The following is a 15,920-nucleotide window of genomic DNA, read 5'->3' as shown; positions in this document are numbered from 1 at the left end:
CGGTGCTTTTCTCCTATATCTGTGACATCCCGGTCCAGGACCTTCTTGACTCTTTCCTGGACCCCGACGGCCGCCCGGCGCTCACCCGATTCATTGAAGACTAGAAGCGGGTGTCTTCGGATCCCGCCGCAGCGTGGAAGGCGATCGGGGTGACCGCTCAGCAGATTAGCTGGCCTCGTGCGGCGAGGCGGATGACTGCAGCGGTGAGGCGGCGACGGCGCTGACGCAACCGCCGCCATGTACAGCCTCTTACTTGCGGTACAAACTCTTGCGCCAGTACTCCGGCTCAGAGGTGACCTGAATGTCGAGATTGCGGAAAATTCCTTCATCCACGGATCCCAGAATCGTGGTGGTGTGAACCTGGCATCCGCGCAACTGTTTGAGATACTCCAACGCCTTCGCAGCGTTCGGATCAGTATCAGCCGACACGGACAGCGCAATCAGCACTTCATCTGTGTGCAGGCGCGGGTTGCGACTGCCCAGATGCTCAGTCTTCAGAGTCTGAATAGGCGCGATTGAGGAGGGCGCCAGCAGGTCGATCTTCTTATCAATCCCCGCCAGCACCTTCAACGCGTTCAGCAGCATCGCGGCCGAACATCCCAGCAGTTTCGACGTCTTACCTGTGATGATTCGTCCGTCATCGAGCTGCAGCGCACTGGCCGGCAGATGCGTCTTTCTGGCCAGCTCCAGTGCGGGAACCACCACCGGGCGGTCCTGGCGCGTGATGCCCAGTTTGCTCATCACAATGGCAATGCGTTGAGATTCAACTGGATCCTTGACATCACGCTTTTCAGCGACCAGAGCCTTGAAGTAACGGCGGATCACTTCCTGTTTGGCAGCTTCGCGGCATACCTCGTCATCGCTGATGCAGTAGCCAGCCATGTTGACACCCATGTCTGTGGGCGACTGGTAGGGGCTCGCCCCGACAAGTTCTTCGAGCAGTTGACGCAACAACGGGAAGACTTCCACGTCACGGTTGTAGTTAACGGCCTGTTTGCCGTAGGCAGCCAGGTGATAGGGGTCAATCATGTTGACGTCATCCAGGTCAGCCGTTGCCGCTTCATAGGCCAGGTTCACCGGATGGTCCAGTGGCAGGTTCCAGATCGGGAAGGTTTCAAACTTTGCGTATCCGGCCTTGTTCCCTCGAGCAAATTCGTGGTAGATCTGCGACAGGCACGTGGCCATCTTGCCCGATCCCGGCCCCGGGGCCGTTACGACGATCAGGTCGCGGCTGGTTTCGACAAAGTCATTACGCCCGAATCCCTTGTCCGATACCACCGTGTGCACAGCAGCTGGATATCCCTCGATAACGCGGTGACGCGCCACCTTCAGGCCCAGTTTCTCCAGCTTGCGTTTAAACGTCTTGGCCGACTTGTTGTCATCTTCCATCTGCGTCATCACGATGTTGTCAACCAGGAACCCACGTTCGCGGAACACGTCGACCAACCGCAATACGTCCTGTTCGTAGGAAATGCCCAGGTCGGCGCGCACCTTGTTGCGCTGGAGGTCTTTGGCGTTCAAGACGATGAGGATTTCCAGGTCGTCCTTGAGCTGTTCCAACATGGCGATCTTGTTATCCGGTGTGAATCCGGGCAGGACACGCGAAGCGTGCAGATCATCAAAAAGCTTGCCACCCATTTCCAGGTAAAGCTTGCCGCCTATTTCTTTCCTGCGAGTGGCGATGTGGTCGGACTGTAAAGTGATGTATTTTTCGCGATCGAATCCACTACGGGCCATGAGTCCTCCAAAGGGGGTGTTTCACCGACAAGCCGCCGACAAGCGGATTGCCACCCGGCGACCCTGAAACAGAGGAAGGACGGACCCGCTGTCAGGTCCGTCCTCCAACGTTTCGTACCCCTAATCGGATTTGAACCGATGTTACCGCCGTGAGAGGGCGATGTCCTAGGCCGCTAGACGATAGGGGCTCTGTTCAGTTATGACGCACTTGTACCCCCAATCGGATTTGAACCGATGTTACCGCCGTGAGAGGGCGATGTCCTGGGCCGCTAGACGATGGGGGCCTGTGAATGGACGGCAAGAAAATGGCCGAATCCGCTGGGGTACCAGGACTCGAACCTAGACTAAGTGAACCAGAATCACTCGTGCTGCCAATTACACCATACCCCATGGCGTTGGTTGCACTCACAGTACTGAAACTATGCCTGCAACGAAAGAAAACACTACCCGACGCGGGCTCTCCTGACAAATCCTACGGACGTGGAACAGCTCACCTACCGCGGCCCTACGTCCACAATATGCAGGACAACCCGGTTCGCCTCGTCGGTCGCATCCACGTCCACGACGGCCACGATGCGCCAGTCGCCATCACCGTTGGGATCATCCAACGTCTGCTCAACCAGCCACAGGTTCGACCCCACCAGTTCGTCAGGCACGCCAACTGCCAGTAGTTCAGCCTCGCTCGGATTTTCATTCAAATTGACGAGGGCGCCTGACCGCGCATTCTGATCAATCCCGATCCAGTCGTACTCCGCCCAGTATCGTTCCAGCGCATGATCCCAGCGCTCCTCATCCCATCCGCACCAGCTGTCCAGACGCGCCAGAGCGTCCACATCGTCTCGACTCATCAACTCCACGCGTTCGAACAGTGCGCGCAGCACGGCGGTGCGCATGGCATGACGGTTGGCGCTGAAAGCAACTGTGCCGTCCTCGCTGGCTCCAAACGCGACTTCCTGTCCTGACGCATCATCCTCACCCTCCTCGCGACGCTGCCCAGATGCCAGGGATTCCCATTCGTCCAGCAGAGAAGAGTCAATGGCGCGGATGAGGTGCGAGAGCCACTCCATGATCGCTGCCACTTCCTCGGTGACAACCCGGTCGGGTAACACCTGCCGCAATGAACGGTATGCATCGGTCAGATACCGCAGGATCACGCCTTCGGAACGCGCCACGTCATAGCGGGAGACAAGCTGCGTGAATGTCATCGCGTGTTCGATCATGTCGCGCACAACAGACTTGGGTGAGATGTGCTGGTCCCCGACCCATGGATTCGTCTGCACGTAGGTACGGAACGCGTCTTCAAGCAGATCAGCCAAAGGTTGCGGCCACGTCACCTCGGCCAACGCTTCCATCCGCTCGTCATATTCGAGGCCCTCTGCCTTCATCGCGGCCACCGCCTGCGAGCGCGCCATGCGCTGCTGAGCGGCCAGCAGGGGACGAGGATCTTCCAGCACTGATTCGACAACTGAGACGACATCCAGGGCGTATGTGGGTGATTGCGCGTCCAGCAGGTCCAGCGCTGCCAGCGCGAACGGCGAGAGGGGCTGGTTGAGTGCGAAGTCATCAGGCAGGTCACGCACCAGACGCACACGCGCCATCCCATCAGATTCAGCCTGCTCAGTGGAGACATGGTCGATGACGCCGGCCTGCCGCAAGGAGCGGTAAATGTCTGCGAGTGCGCGCATATGCGGATTGGAGTCGCGCGGCGGGTCGTCGTTCGTGCGAGCCAGTTCAATGAGGTGCGCAGCGGGATCATGACGCTGCCCTGCCAGCACGTTAAGCACCATCGAGTGACTGATCGCAAAATGTGACTGGAGACGTTCGGGTTCTGCATCACGCAGACGTTCAAACGTTGACCTCGTCCATGAAATCTGACCCTTCGCGGGTGCTTTCGTGGAGCGTTTAGCCGACTTCTTGGCGGCCTTCTTCGCAGCTGCCTCGTCGCGCGCCTGACGGGCCGCTTCCTGCGCGGCGCTGAGCCGAGCCTTTTCGCGCGCAGCCTCCACCTCATGTTCGGGAGCGAGAACGCGGACAAATCCAACGGTGTCGTATCCCGCGCGCCCTGCTCTGCCGGCAATCTGATGAAATTCGCGTGCCGACAGGTGGCGCATGCGCCGCCCGTCGAATTTCACCAGCGACGTGATCAGCACGGTGCGGATCGGCACGTTGATCCCCACACCCAGCGTGTCAGTGCCGCACACAATAGCCAGGAGTCCCTGTTGCGTCAGGCGCTCGACGAGTCGGCGGTAGCGCGGCAGCATCCCCGCATGATGCACACCGATCCCCTGTGCGAGCAGTCCGCGCAACTGCTGTCCGAATCCGCGTGCAAAGGAGACAGTCCTGAGGATGCGGCTGATCTGCTTCTTTTGATCGTCGCTGATCAGGGAGGCCCGATCAAACGCGGCAGCAGTTGAGACGGCGTCATTTTGCGAAAAGTGCACAATGTAGACCGGCCAGCGTCCCTCTTTCAGGAGGCGCTCCACGCAGGTGCGCACGTCCTCGACCACATAGTCGAACTCGAGTGGCACGGGTCGTTGCGCATTGTCGACGAGGGCGACGTCCCGACCGGTGCGTTCTTTCCACTGTTCCTGAAAACGGGTGGTGTCACCGAGTGTGGCCGACAAGGCAATGAACTGTGGGGCGGTCAGTTCCAGCAGCGGCACCTGCCAGGCCCAGCCGCGCTCCGGGTCGGCGTAGAAGTGGAACTCATCCATGATGATCATGTCGGCATCGAGCGCATTGCCCTCACGAAGGGACTGGTTCGCCAGAATTTCGGCGGTGCAGCACACGATCGGTGCAAGCGGGTTGAGCGAGACATCCCCCGTGACCATGCCGACGTTGTGCGCACCGAACAGCTCGACCAGGTCGAAAAACTTTTCTGAGACCAGCGCTTTGAGCGGTGCCGTGTAATAGGAGCGGCCCGAATGAGCCAGGGAAACGAAATGTGCGGCCAGGGCGATCATGGATTTACCTGAACCGGTGGGCGTGGCTGCGATGACGTGATTGCCCATCACGATCTCCAGCAGTGACTGCTCCTGATGCGGGTACAGGGGTCTGCCCGTTGATGCCGCCCACGACTGGAACGCGCGCACCAGTTCATCGGGGTCGTCCAGATGTCCGGCATCTTCCAGGTCGTCGAGCAGTTCGTTCAGCGGGGCACTCATACACGCCATTGTGTCATTACTTGCCGCAGTCTCACATGGAGGATGACGCAAACATGATATCCGCGCCCTGTGGAAAGATGAGAACCGCTTTGTTAACTAAAGTGCCCATCACGCGATGAGATGAGAGAGGAGCTCGACGTGGAAATTGCCGATATGATCAAGGTCGTTGCGGATTGGATCACCGGTCACATCACCATGTGGATCCTTATTGGTGTCGGTATCTACCTGACAGTTCGCACCCGCGCCGTGCAGGTTCGCCTCTTTGGTCACATGGTCAAGACCGTGGGGTCATCCCGTCAGGACTCCAAAGGCGGGATCTCATCATTCCAGGCTTTCACCATTTCACTGGCAGCCCGCGTCGGCGTCGGCAACGTCTTCGGCGTAGCCGCAGCACTTCTGCTGGGCGGACCAGGCGCAATCTTTTGGATGTGGATCGTGGCAGCGGTTGGCATGTCCACCGCATTCGTGGAAGCGACCCTCGCGCAGGTCTTCAAGGTGAGGGACGCTGATGGTACGTATCGCGGTGGCCCGGCCTACTACATGCATCTGGGTATGAAGAGCAAACCCCTGGCGAACATTTTCGCCATCATCACGCTGCTCACCTGCGCATTCGTTATTACATCCGTTCAGTCCAACGCGATTGCGGAGACAATGGCCGCCGCCACTCCGATGAGCAAGTGGGTCATCGCAGCATTCCTGCTGGCATTTGCAGCACCTGTCATCTACGGCGGCATCCGCTCCGTGGCTCGGGTGACCGAGTGGATGGCACCGATCATGGCTCTGATATATCTGGTGATGGTCTTCATTATCTGCATCATGAACGCAGGCGAGATCGGCAATGTGCTGTCGATGATTTTCCGTTCCGCATTCGCACCTCAACCTGTGGTGGGCGGCCTGGCCGGCGGCATCATGGCTGCAGTGATCAACGGTGTTCAACGCGGCCTGTTCTCCAACGAGGCCGGTCAGGGCACCGCGCCGAACGCGGCCGCAACCGCAACCGTGTCCCACCCTGTCAAGCAGGGCCTGATCCAGTCCCTGGGTGTCTTTGTCGACACAATCATCGTGTGTACGGCAACCGCATTCGTCATCCTCATTGCAGGACCTTCGGTGTGGAGCGCTGAAGGCGTCAACCCCTCGAACCTGACTGCTCTGGCCGTTGCCGACAAGCTCGGCGCGTGGACCACCGTGCCGATGGCACTGATGATCTTTGTCCTGGCGTTCTCCTCCATCATCGCGGCCTACGTGTACTCCGATGTCAACATGGCGTTCGTGACGAAGCGCCCCTGGGCCACGTGGATGGTGCGCACCGTGTCAGTGGCCTCCGTCGTCATCGGTGCAGTTGCCCAGCTTCCATTGGTGTGGAACGCCGTGGATATTGCAATGGCGATCATGACAGTGACGAACCTGGTCGCCCTCGTCGTTCTGGGTCAATGGGCGTTCGGAGCACTGCGCGACTACGAGGACCAACGCAAGGCGGGCGTCAAGGACCCGGTGTTTGTCGGAGTGGATAATCCGCACCTTCCTGCGGACGTTCCCACCGACGTGTGGACCAAGTCGCGTCAGGAGTAGAACACGTCATCCAGGAAGATTCAGGCGTGATGTGCGTTACAGTACAGTATGCGCATTGCACACTACATTGATCCAAATTTCCACTCCCCCGCCTGGGGGATCCTGAATGATGATTGCACAACAATCACTCGCCTGGCGGGCGCGCCTTTCGAGGGGGAGCTGACTCCCCCGCTGCAGGCCACGAACTACGATGTGACGTCGGTTCGCCTGCTCGCTCCCACTGAGGTAGCCACGGCCAAGGTGGTTGCTGTCGGGAAGAACTACGCTGACCACATTCAGGAGATGGGCGGGGAAGCACCACAGGAGCCACTGCTGTTCTTTAAGCCATCGACCGCCATCATCGGGCCTGGTGAGACGATCAAGTACCCCTCGTGGTCATCAAATGTGCATTACGAGGGGGAGCTGGCTGTCATTATCGGGTCGACATGTTCACAGGTCGCACCCCAGGATGTGCCGGCACATATTTTGGGGTTCACCTGCGCCAACGATGTGACAGCGCGCGATAAGCAACACAGCGACGGGCAGTGGACGCGTGCGAAAGGCTTTGACACCTCGTGTCCTCTGGGTCCGTGGATCCTGATTCCTCAGGCAGATGATGAGTTCTCAGTCGGCGACGCTCATCTGCGCACCGTTCTGCGTGACACAGTTGTGCAGGACGTCTCAACTTCTTTCATGATCCGTCCGGTGTACGACTTGATCTCGTTCATCTCCCAATCCATCACCCTCAAGGCGGGAGATGTTGTACTGACAGGCACGCCAGCAGGGGTGGGAGAGCTACAGCGTGGTGATACGATCAGTGTCGAAATAGACGGGATTGGAACGCTGACGAATCCGATCGCCTGAGGCCGATACCTCACACGTAAGTTCCGGTCCTGACTCTTTCGCATCCCATTGGTCACGTTGAAGGAAGCAATCGTGAGTTCCACTGAGCCAATCGCACCCAACGCTGGGGCACCGCATGCAGTACAGACACAGAAGGAACAGGGCCTGTCCGTTGAGATGGCCGGCCTGGATGTCATTCCTGAGTCGGATCGTAAAGGCAAACCATCAGATCTGTTCATGCCGTGGTTCGCTGCGAACATCTCCGTCCTGGGAATCTCATGGGGCGCATGGGTGCTCGGGTTCGGCATTTCCTTTACACAGGCCGTTATCGTCTCCATCGTCGGCATCACGTTCTCATTCCTGACCTGCGGCATCATCGCCATCGCAGGTAAGCGTGGGTCTGCCCCGACACTTGTTTTGTCGCGCGCAGCATTCGGTGTGAACGGCAACCGCATTTCCGCCGCGATTTCATGGATCCTGACGGTGGGCTGGGAAATGTTCCTGTGCATCATTGCCACGCAGGCGTCCGCAACGGTGATGGGCGCCCTCGGCATGCACAATCATGTTGCCGCGCAGATCATTTCACTGGTACTCGTTGTCGCCATCGCAGGCGGTGCCGGCATCCTCGGGTTCGACACCATCATGAAGGTGCAGACCTGGATCACCTGGTTGACGGCGATCCTGACTGTCATCTACCTGGCATTGACCATCCCCACCATTGATCTCAGCGCGATCTCCGCTCTGCCGTCCGGCCCGTTCTCCGCAATGCTCGGCGCACTGTGCATGCTTCTCGCCGGTTTCGGATTCGGCTGGATCAACGCGGCCGCCGATTACTCGCGTTACCTTCCCCGTCGTGCCTCCACCGGCGGCGTGGTCGGCTGGACCACCTTCGGTGCCACTCTGCCCACTGTTGTCCTCGTGATCTTCGGTCTGTTGCTCGTTGGGTCCGATGAGTCGCTGGGACAGGCAATCAACCTGGATCCGATCGGCGCGCTGACCACGATTCTGCCGACCTGGTTCCTCATTCCGTTCGCCCTTGTCGCGATCCTTGGTCTGGTCGGAGGCATCGTCATGGACATCTATTCGTCGGGCCTGTCGCTGCTGGCGACGGGTGTGCCCATCAAGCGTCCGGTTGCCACCGCTCTGGACGGCACCATCATGCTGGTTGGCACAATCGCCGTCGTGTTCTTCTCCGCGAACTTCATTGACCCATTCACCGGCTTCCTCACCACGCTCGGCGTGGTCATCGCGGGCTGGGGTGGCGTCATGATCGCTGATATTCTGCTGCGTCGCTCCGACTACAACGAACCTGATTTGTTCCGCTCCTCCGGCGTGTACGGGTCCGTGAACTGGGGCGCGATCGCCTCCCTGGCTGCTGCAACATTCGTGGGTTGGGGCCTGGTGGTCAACAACGCCGCCAGCTGGCTGTCATGGCAGGGCTACCTGCTCGGCCCGATCGGTGGCCGCGAGGGTGACTGGGCGTACTCGAATATCGGAATCCTGCTCGCCATGCTCGTTGGCTTCATCGGGTACCTGCTCACCAGCCGCACACGCGTACGCAAGCAGGAAGAAGCCGGCGCCCGCACATTCGCCGCCGGCGCCCAGGAAAGCGAGCTCTGACCATGTCTGACGAGTCGATCCGCAGCGTTCTTCTGGATCAGCAGGCCCAGGACGGGGCCCGCGCTATTGCGGAGCTGTCGGGGCGTGACCACCATGACCTGTTCGTGGTGCTCGGCTCGGGTCTGGCACATGCACTGGATGCTGTGATCGACGCGCCGGATTCTCAGCGCCGCTCGTTCGCACTTTCCGACATTCCGGGGGTTGAGGCTCCCGTGGCTGATGGACACGTCAACACGATCCACTCGGTGCGAGTCGGCGCATTGAATGTTCTCATTGCTCTGGGGCGTACGCATTTGTACGAGGGTGTCTCCCCCGCGTGCGTCACAGCATGTTCGAGGGCGGCTGCCGCAACCGGTGTTCACACTGCCCTGTTGTGCAACGCGAACGGGTGCGTGCGTCAATGGCAGTTGGGCGATGTTATGGCTATCGATGATCACCTGAATTTCTCAGGATATTCCCCATTTAACGGGCCAACATTCGTGGATGTGACCGGCGTGTGGAATCGCGAACTGACCGATATCCTCGCTCAGCATTGTCAGCGCCGGGGCATCTACGCATGTATGCGCGGACCGGAGTATCAGACGCTTGCCGAGGGCCGCTGGCTCATGTCGACGGGTGCCGACTGCGTGGGCATGTCCACGGTAATGGAGGCAATCACCTTGCACGCTTTGGGCGTGCGCGTGTGCGGGATGAGTGTTGTGTCCGACCTGTCGTTTGCCGACGCACCCACTGACCCAAACGCAGTTGTCGAGGCAGCCGCAGCTGCCTCGACAACGATTGAATCAGGTTTCAGAGCGATCTGTTCTTACGAGTAGATCTTCTGCATGTGCTCTTCGATTTCTTCCAGAGACCGCTTCGAGGTCTCCGGCATGATCTTGAACAGCACGACTGCGATCACGAGGTTCATCACACCGTAGATGGTGTAGGTAATTCCGCCACCGAGCGTGTCCATCATCTTCGGAAACGTCCAGGTGATGATCGCATTCGTGATCCACATGCAGAAGACCGCGAATCCGTTCATGACACCGCGCGCATTTGCCGGGAACATTTCGCCCAGCATGGTCCAGACAACGGTTCCGTTGGTGGACTGCACGATCAGCATGAAGACGCCCATCATGCCCAGCACTGCGTACGGTGCCCATGATGGAGGCACACCACCATCATTAATTGCCGGAGCAATGGTGAACTGGAAGAAAGCGGCAATGGCCAGCAGGCAGATGCCCACACCTGTGACGTCGAAAATCAGCAGCTGGCGCCTGCGGAAACGACCGATCAGCAGCAGGCCCAGTGCTGAGCCGATCACTGACATGACACCGTTGGCGACCTGCGCGGTAATCGCGGCAGACGTTCCCATGCCGGCGAAGGACAGAACCTTCGGCGCGTAGTACATGATGGTGTTCACGCCGGTTGTCTGGTTGACGATTGCAAGGAAGATGCCCACGGCCAGAAGCTTGCGCAGCCACGGGATCCGCATGATCTCACTCAGACTGAGTTTCTTCTCAGCGACCTGGCGTTTGCGGGCCTCGATCATTTCGTTGATTTCGTCCTCGATCGGGCCGTCCTTTTCAGGGTCACGAACGCGCTTGAGCGTGCCGATCGCTTCGTAGACCTGTTTCTGGATAATGTGCCAACGGGAGGATTCGGGCATCAGGTGCATGCCAATCCACAGGAACACTGCGGGCAGAGTACATAGGACGATCATCCAGCGCCATGCCGAACCGTTGCCGGCGCTGATCGTCATCTGCATCATGAACTCGTGGATAGCAGACTGGTCGTTCCCGACCTGCTGGGCGACCAGTTCGTTCAACGAGTCCCATTCGTAGGTGCCTGGCGCAATCGCGCCCGTCGGGTCAGCCTTGACGGTGAGCTGAGGGCCACCGTGAGCCGAATTGATCGCCGCGTTCATGCTGAATGCGAGGAGCTGGCCGGTGACGATCATGAGCTGATCGACGGCAACAATGGAGCCTCGAATACGTTTGGGGGCACTCTCTGCCAAGAACACCGGGACAGTTGCGGACGCGCCGCCAACTGCCAAGCCCAGAATGAGGCGGAAGATGTACATGATCCACACGTTGGGTGAGAAGGTGTTGCCCAGCGCGCCAATAATGAACAGGATAGCCAGCATGATGATGTTGTGGCGACGACCGAATTTATCCGACAGGCGTCCACCGATCAAAGCGCCAAATGCAGCACCGATGGTGAGGACGCCGCCGATGGCTCCTTCTTCGAGCGGTGTCAGTTCCAGGCCGCCAGCTCCGGCGGGCATGTACATGTACGGCAGAGCACCTGAGATCACACCGGTGTCGTAGCCGAACAGCAGTGAGCCGAGGGTCGCTACTACCGTCAGCGCGACGATTCCACGTTTCTTACCTGATGGCGGGGTTTCGTCCGCCATCTCCTTGATTCGTTCAGGCGTGTAGTCCGCGTAGGACAGCTCTGCCTCTTGCCTGTTGTCTGCCATGATTCTCCTCTTCAGCGAGTAAAGTGTGGCTGCACCGCCACCAGTCGTAGTACCTGGATCACGCCTGCAGGGCGTTGTCGTGGTCGAACGTTGTGACAACATCAACTGGCGCTACTTCATGCCATGTCCGGTCTTCAGCCGACTTCTCAATGGCGTTGTCCACTTCAGCTGCCGCCCATCCGTCACCGGCAGATGGCCCGTACTGCTTATTGTCAAGCACACCTTGGATGAACTGCGCGGCCTCGACCACTTTCAGATCATCGAAGCCCATTGATGTTCCAGCTCCCGGCTGGAAGCGGCTGAATCCGGGGTAATCGGGGCTGGCCATCGCGTCGACATATCCTTGCTGGAATCCATGATCGTTTCCGATGCAGATCTGCAGTCTGTTCAGATCTTCAAAGTTCCACCGCAATGAGCCTTCGGTGCCGTAGACCTCGATAATGTATTCGGCGCGCGGTCCCACGCTCACGCGCGAGGACTCCATCGTGACCAGGGTGCCTGATTCGAGGGTGCCCAGAACTGCAACATAGTCTTCGTTGCCGACCGGGCCTTTCTGGTCGGATACCTGCACCGTGGCATGTCCCATACCCTGTTCAAGGGGAATCGGACGCTCCGTGATGAACAGTCCTGTCTGCGCTGTAACAGCGGTAAAGCGGTCCTTCAAAACGTACTGCACCAGGTCGGCTCCGTGTCCGAGCAAATCGAGGATGACTCCTGCTCCGGCCTTTTCCTTCGCGTAACGCCACGTCAGCGGCCCGTCGGGACTCGAGGCATAGTCTGCAATCAGCCACACGCGGGCATTCGTGATACGACCGATTGCGCCCTCCGCAACGATCGCGCGCGCCATTTCAATGGCAGGAGCATGGCGGTAGTTGAATCCGACGGAGGTAATCAGGCCTGCAGATTGAGCCCCTCGCGCAATTTCTTTGGATTCTTGAGCGGAGATCCCCATCGGCTTTTCGATCCAGAAAGGTTTGCCTGCCTCGATCGCGGCCATCGCGATCTCGTGGTGAAGGAAGTTGGGCGCACAGATCGACACAACGTCGACCTCCGGGTCACTCAGAACATCTCGGTAGTCCTCCACAGCCTTTTCAAATCCCAAGTTGTCAACTGCGAACTGACGGTTGCTTTCCACAACATCGCAGCACACCACCAGCTTGATATCTACTTCAATTTCCGGATACTTCTCCCGCAGTGCTTTGAACGACCGTGTGTGAAGACGCCCCATCCATCCCAGCGAGATCACGCCTACGCCGATAGTCTTCCTGCTCATATCTGCTCCTTCGCGTTGTGGTCATCTCATCGACCCACAGTGCAACTGCGACTGCCATAATCGCATTTGTTACAACAAGCCAAGACTAAATCAAATTTGCGGTAAGCACAAGAGCTAATTTTGACAGGATTACGTACCGAGTATCTGACGTGCATAAACAGGTATTTGTTAAGGCTTACTCGCGTCGTGTCGGAGGAAGCGAGGATGTGATCGCCTGGATTATTCTGTGCGCATTCGCCTTCGAACACGCCAGATTGACGCGAATCCAGTTCTCGTATCCGGTTCCCAAAGTCGCACCGGCATTGACACCCACCCGAGCATTCTCACGCAGGAAGGCGGCGGGACTATGCACGCCTGACCAGTCATACGCATCCAGCCCCCACCATGTCAGGTATGTCGCTTCAGGACTGACAAAGTCGACCAGAGTGTCTGACAGTGTTTCATGCGCGAGCGTCATATTCGACGCAACCTCCTCACGCACCACGTCCTGCCACGGGTCACCGTCGCGGTAGGCAGCAATTGTTCCGATCGCCCCCAATGAGTTTGTCAGGTGACTAATCTCGCCACAGGAGTCGTCCCATTGTTCAAGCAAAGCGTCATCAGTCACGATGATTTGTGCGCAGGGAAGTCCCGCAATGTTCCATCCCTTCGATGCAGCTGTCGCCGTAATCGTGCGCGCCGCCACCTCATCATTCAGGCGCGCAAATGAGAAGTGACTCGTGGGATCTGTCAGGACCAGCGGACTGTGGATCTCATCGGCAAAAATCATCACATCCGTATCGCGAATCGCTTCCCACAACGCTTCCAGTTCGTCACGCCGAAAGGCACGCCCCGTCGGATTCCACGGATTGCACAAGATCAGCAGTGCACCACCCTGACGGGCTTCTCGGCCGATCGCTTCCACATCGAGTTGCCATTCACCCCCACTGCGCCGGTCTCCCTCGTCACTGAATGGAACACGAACAGCGGGGACTTCAACGATGGGATGCCCAGCGACACCGGGCATCGTCAGGAAGGGCATGTAGGCAGGGGTCGGTACAATGACTCGGCTCCCCTCGGGGATCATCGAGCGCAACACGACATCAAGGGCTGGCAAGACGGACTGGACCGTGCGCACGCATGTTGGATCAAGTGTCCAGCCGAATCGGCGTTGCTGAAAATCGACGAGGGCGTCTCGCACCGCGCCATCCAGCCATGACGGCTGGTATCCGAGCAGGCCGTCATCAATCGCTTTCTTCATCGCCTCGACAACCGGTGGAGCGGTACCAAAATCCATCTCAGCGACCCATGCACCCAGTGTTGGCTCACCGCTGGCAGTGCGAATGCCTGTCCATTTGAGCGATCCAATGGTCCAGTTCTCTTCAGGTGAGCGGTCAGGCAGCACAGGTTTCATGGAACATACTCCTTCATTCATTCAGCACCATGCTAATGCTCTTCACGCACTTCACGCCCGTCACTCGATGCTGTCCCCGTCGTCTGCTTCTGTCCCCCGCCACCGGACTCAGTGTCGCTGCCTGTGCGGGTACTCGCTCAATTGCTTGCGCGCACCTGACATTTGCAGTGAACCGTGTCATATGCATTGTCAGGCTGACAACGTTTTGTTCTTCCTCATTGTCACCTTCCTGGACGCGCCTTAAAATGGATGGTCGGCCCTCGTTGATCAGCCGTTCAGATTACTGTGTGTGAAAGAAGGTTAAGTGGCGACTTCACGCTATTTCACGGTACCGGGATCAGATCGACAATACGACCGCAACAGAATGCTCATTGCCATCCTTATACCACTGGTCATGGCACTGCTTCAGGTTTCAGCAGTCAATACGCTGCTCCCCGCTATCCAGGAGACGTTGGGAGCCACCTCGTCAGGCATTCAGTGGGTGCTGGCTGGCTACGCGCTGGTCTACGGCATCATTTTGGTGCCCGCAGGACGTATCGGTGACCTTGTCGGACGCTCCATGATGTTCGTCATCGGGCTGGCGATTTTCAGCGCTGGCTGCCTGGCCTGCGCACTGGCAACTGACACCGTCATGCTGAACGCCATGCGGATTCTTCAGGCGGTGGGAGCGGGAGTATTTTCGCCTCAGGTCAACGGAATGATCCAGCAGTACTTCGATGGACGTGCGCGCGCCAAAGCTTTCGGCCTGATGGGGTTGACCATTTCTGCATCGGTTGCAGCCGGACCGCTAATTTCCGGCGCTACGGTAGCGATCTTTGGCAATGATCCAGGGTGGCGCTACGCGTTCGCGATCAACACTCCAATCGGCCTGCTCGGACTTTTCCTTGCCTTCCGGTGGCTGGCCTTCTCAAAGGAGCGACGCACCATCGGCCCGAATCGCAAGAAAGCACGCGAAGAGTACCGCCGTCAGGAAATTGTCGCGGGGCGTCCTGCTTCGAAGCGACGCGGTCGCACCCTGGATCTCGACCCTGTCGGCATGATCACACTGTGCATAGGCGTATTCCTGATCATGATGCCGTTTACGATGCACGCGTCCTGGCGAATGTGGCTGCTGCCTGCCGCCGTGCTTGTTCTGACTGCATGGGTGTGGTGGGAATACACCTACGAGCGCCGCGGCCACATCCCGATGGTGAACCTCAAACTGTTCAAGATCAGCTCATTCAGTTACTGCACGGCAATCTCCGCACTGCAGTTCCTGGGCTCCACCTCCATCTTCGTGCTCATCGCACTGTTCGTACAGCAGGGACTGGGGCAGACTGCTCTGTTCACCGGCCTGATCGGCCTACCCAACGCCGTGATTTCAGCCTACTTCGCGGTGTTCGCTTCACGCCACGCGATCGAGAAGGGTCGCGTGCTGCAGGTCGTCGCGCTGCTGATCGTCATCGGCTCGGTTCTGGCCACCGTCGCTGTAGCGTACGGTGTGGCCAATCTGGGATGGCACCCGGCATGGCTGACTCTGCCAATCACGCCCGTCGGTATCGGACTGGGCATGATGGGCTCGGTCAACCAGACTCAGTCCATGCTGGAAGTTCCAGCGGCTCACGGAGGTACGGCCGGTGGCATGGTCCAGACCGCCCAGCGCATCACGACTGCCATCGGTAATGCTGTTGTCACTGCCGTCTTCTTCGCCAGCGGAGCTGCTGTGGGACATACGCCCAGCGAATGGTTCCGCGGCTTCGCCTCAGCCCAGGCTCTGGTCGTTGGATTCATTTTGTTGGCAGTGATCGTCGCAGTGGTCTACATGATACGAGGGCGTCGCTCCATACCTGGCACATCGCAGGCATAAAGGACGATCCGCAACCGGTGACCTGGTGTTTTCCT

Annotated in this window: 10 protein-coding genes and 3 tRNA genes; 5 read left to right on the top strand and 8 right to left on the bottom strand. The window is 58.7% G+C overall.

Annotation, left to right across the window (positions count from 1 at the left end; translation table 11 throughout):
- Positions 1 to 249 precede the first annotated feature (249 nt).
- The 5 genes from HMPREF2975_RS00720 to HMPREF2975_RS00700 all read right to left on the bottom strand — a co-directional run bounded on the left by HMPREF2975_RS00720 (position 250) and on the right by HMPREF2975_RS00700 (position 4,901).
- On the bottom strand, positions 250 to 1,737 hold the full coding sequence (locus tag HMPREF2975_RS00720) for a DUF1846 domain-containing protein (RefSeq protein WP_070725113.1): 1,488 nt from the start codon (positions 1,735 to 1,737) through the stop codon (positions 250 to 252).
- A 115-nt stretch (positions 1,738 to 1,852) separates the two neighbouring features.
- A tRNA-Glu gene (locus HMPREF2975_RS00715) sits at positions 1,853 to 1,925 on the bottom strand.
- Positions 1,926 to 1,948: 23 nt separating this feature from the next.
- A tRNA-Glu gene (locus HMPREF2975_RS00710) sits at positions 1,949 to 2,021 on the bottom strand.
- A gap of 34 nt (positions 2,022 to 2,055) precedes the next feature.
- A tRNA-Gln gene (locus HMPREF2975_RS00705) sits at positions 2,056 to 2,127 on the bottom strand.
- Between the two features lie 104 nt (positions 2,128 to 2,231).
- The gene (locus tag HMPREF2975_RS00700) at positions 2,232 to 4,901 is read right to left on the bottom strand and encodes a DEAD/DEAH box helicase (RefSeq protein WP_070725111.1); all 2,670 of its coding nucleotides are present in this window, start codon (positions 4,899 to 4,901) and stop codon (positions 2,232 to 2,234) included.
- Between the two features lie 153 nt (positions 4,902 to 5,054).
- On the opposite strand from HMPREF2975_RS00700, the gene HMPREF2975_RS00695 reads away from it, so the two are divergent.
- The 4 genes from HMPREF2975_RS00695 to HMPREF2975_RS00680 all read left to right on the top strand — a co-directional run bounded on the left by HMPREF2975_RS00695 (position 5,055) and on the right by HMPREF2975_RS00680 (position 9,727).
- On the top strand, positions 5,055 to 6,470 hold the full coding sequence (locus HMPREF2975_RS00695; RefSeq protein WP_371935767.1) for an alanine/glycine:cation symporter family protein: 1,416 nt from the start codon (positions 5,055 to 5,057) through the stop codon (positions 6,468 to 6,470).
- A 48-nt stretch (positions 6,471 to 6,518) separates the two neighbouring features.
- Positions 6,519 to 7,313: a fumarylacetoacetate hydrolase family protein gene (locus tag HMPREF2975_RS00690; protein ID WP_083314316.1), complete on the top strand. Its 795-nt coding sequence runs from the start codon at positions 6,519 to 6,521 to the stop codon at positions 7,311 to 7,313.
- A gap of 156 nt (positions 7,314 to 7,469) precedes the next feature.
- Positions 7,470 to 8,912 carry a purine-cytosine permease family protein gene (locus tag HMPREF2975_RS00685; protein WP_070725135.1) on the top strand — a complete coding sequence of 481 codons (1,443 nt, stop codon included), beginning with the start codon at positions 7,470 to 7,472 and terminating at the stop codon, positions 8,910 to 8,912.
- 2 nt (positions 8,913 to 8,914) lie between these two features.
- On the top strand, positions 8,915 to 9,727 hold the full coding sequence (locus tag HMPREF2975_RS00680; RefSeq protein ID WP_070725108.1) for a purine-nucleoside phosphorylase: 813 nt from the start codon (positions 8,915 to 8,917) through the stop codon (positions 9,725 to 9,727).
- On the opposite strand, the gene HMPREF2975_RS00675 is transcribed toward HMPREF2975_RS00680, so the two are convergent.
- The 3 genes from HMPREF2975_RS00675 to HMPREF2975_RS00665 form a co-directional block, all read right to left on the bottom strand.
- Positions 9,718 to 11,307: an MFS transporter gene (locus HMPREF2975_RS00675; RefSeq protein WP_227469069.1), complete on the bottom strand. Its 1,590-nt coding sequence runs from the start codon at positions 11,305 to 11,307 to the stop codon at positions 9,718 to 9,720. The two genes, HMPREF2975_RS00680 and HMPREF2975_RS00675, sit on opposite strands and share 10 nt — an antisense overlap.
- Before the next feature lie 124 nt (positions 11,308 to 11,431).
- On the bottom strand, positions 11,432 to 12,646 hold the full coding sequence (locus tag HMPREF2975_RS00670; protein WP_070725104.1) for a Gfo/Idh/MocA family protein: 1,215 nt from the start codon (positions 12,644 to 12,646) through the stop codon (positions 11,432 to 11,434).
- Between the two features lie 175 nt (positions 12,647 to 12,821).
- Positions 12,822 to 14,039, bottom strand: a complete 1,218-nt coding sequence (locus tag HMPREF2975_RS00665) for a MalY/PatB family protein (protein ID WP_070725102.1) — start codon at positions 14,037 to 14,039, stop codon at positions 12,822 to 12,824.
- Between the two features lie 304 nt (positions 14,040 to 14,343).
- Between HMPREF2975_RS00665 and HMPREF2975_RS00660 the strand changes: the two genes are divergently transcribed.
- Positions 14,344 to 15,885, top strand: a complete 1,542-nt coding sequence (locus tag HMPREF2975_RS00660; RefSeq protein WP_070725100.1) for an MFS transporter — start codon at positions 14,344 to 14,346, stop codon at positions 15,883 to 15,885.
- The last annotated feature ends 35 nt before the right edge of the window (positions 15,886 to 15,920 follow it).

Source organism: Actinomyces sp. HMSC065F12 (genome assembly GCF_001814535.1).
In the GTDB taxonomy this organism is placed as follows: domain Bacteria; phylum Actinomycetota; class Actinomycetes; order Actinomycetales; family Actinomycetaceae; genus Pauljensenia; species Pauljensenia radingae_A.
The sequence above is the reverse complement of the archived record's forward strand: the minus strand, read 5'-3'. Positions and strand labels throughout refer to the sequence as shown.

Coding starts and splice junctions, on each gene's coding strand:
- HMPREF2975_RS00670 (WP_070725104.1), bottom strand. CDS start 12,646: ATGAGCAGGAAGACTATCGGCGTAGGCGTGATCTCGCTGGGATGGATG.
- HMPREF2975_RS00695 (WP_371935767.1), top strand. CDS start 5,055: ATGATCAAGGTCGTTGCGGATTGGATCACCGGTCACATCACCATGTGG.
- HMPREF2975_RS00680 (WP_070725108.1), top strand. CDS start 8,915: ATGTCTGACGAGTCGATCCGCAGCGTTCTTCTGGATCAGCAGGCCCAG.
- HMPREF2975_RS00690 (WP_083314316.1), top strand. CDS start 6,519: ATGCGCATTGCACACTACATTGATCCAAATTTCCACTCCCCCGCCTGG.
- HMPREF2975_RS00675 (WP_227469069.1), bottom strand. CDS start 11,307: ATGGCGGACGAAACCCCGCCATCAGGTAAGAAACGTGGAATCGTCGCG.
- HMPREF2975_RS00700 (WP_070725111.1), bottom strand. CDS start 4,901: ATGAGTGCCCCGCTGAACGAACTGCTCGACGACCTGGAAGATGCCGGA.
- HMPREF2975_RS00720 (WP_070725113.1), bottom strand. CDS start 1,737: ATGGCCCGTAGTGGATTCGATCGCGAAAAATACATCACTTTACAGTCC.
- HMPREF2975_RS00685 (WP_070725135.1), top strand. CDS start 7,470: ATGGCCGGCCTGGATGTCATTCCTGAGTCGGATCGTAAAGGCAAACCA.
- HMPREF2975_RS00665 (WP_070725102.1), bottom strand. CDS start 14,039: ATGAAACCTGTGCTGCCTGACCGCTCACCTGAAGAGAACTGGACCATT.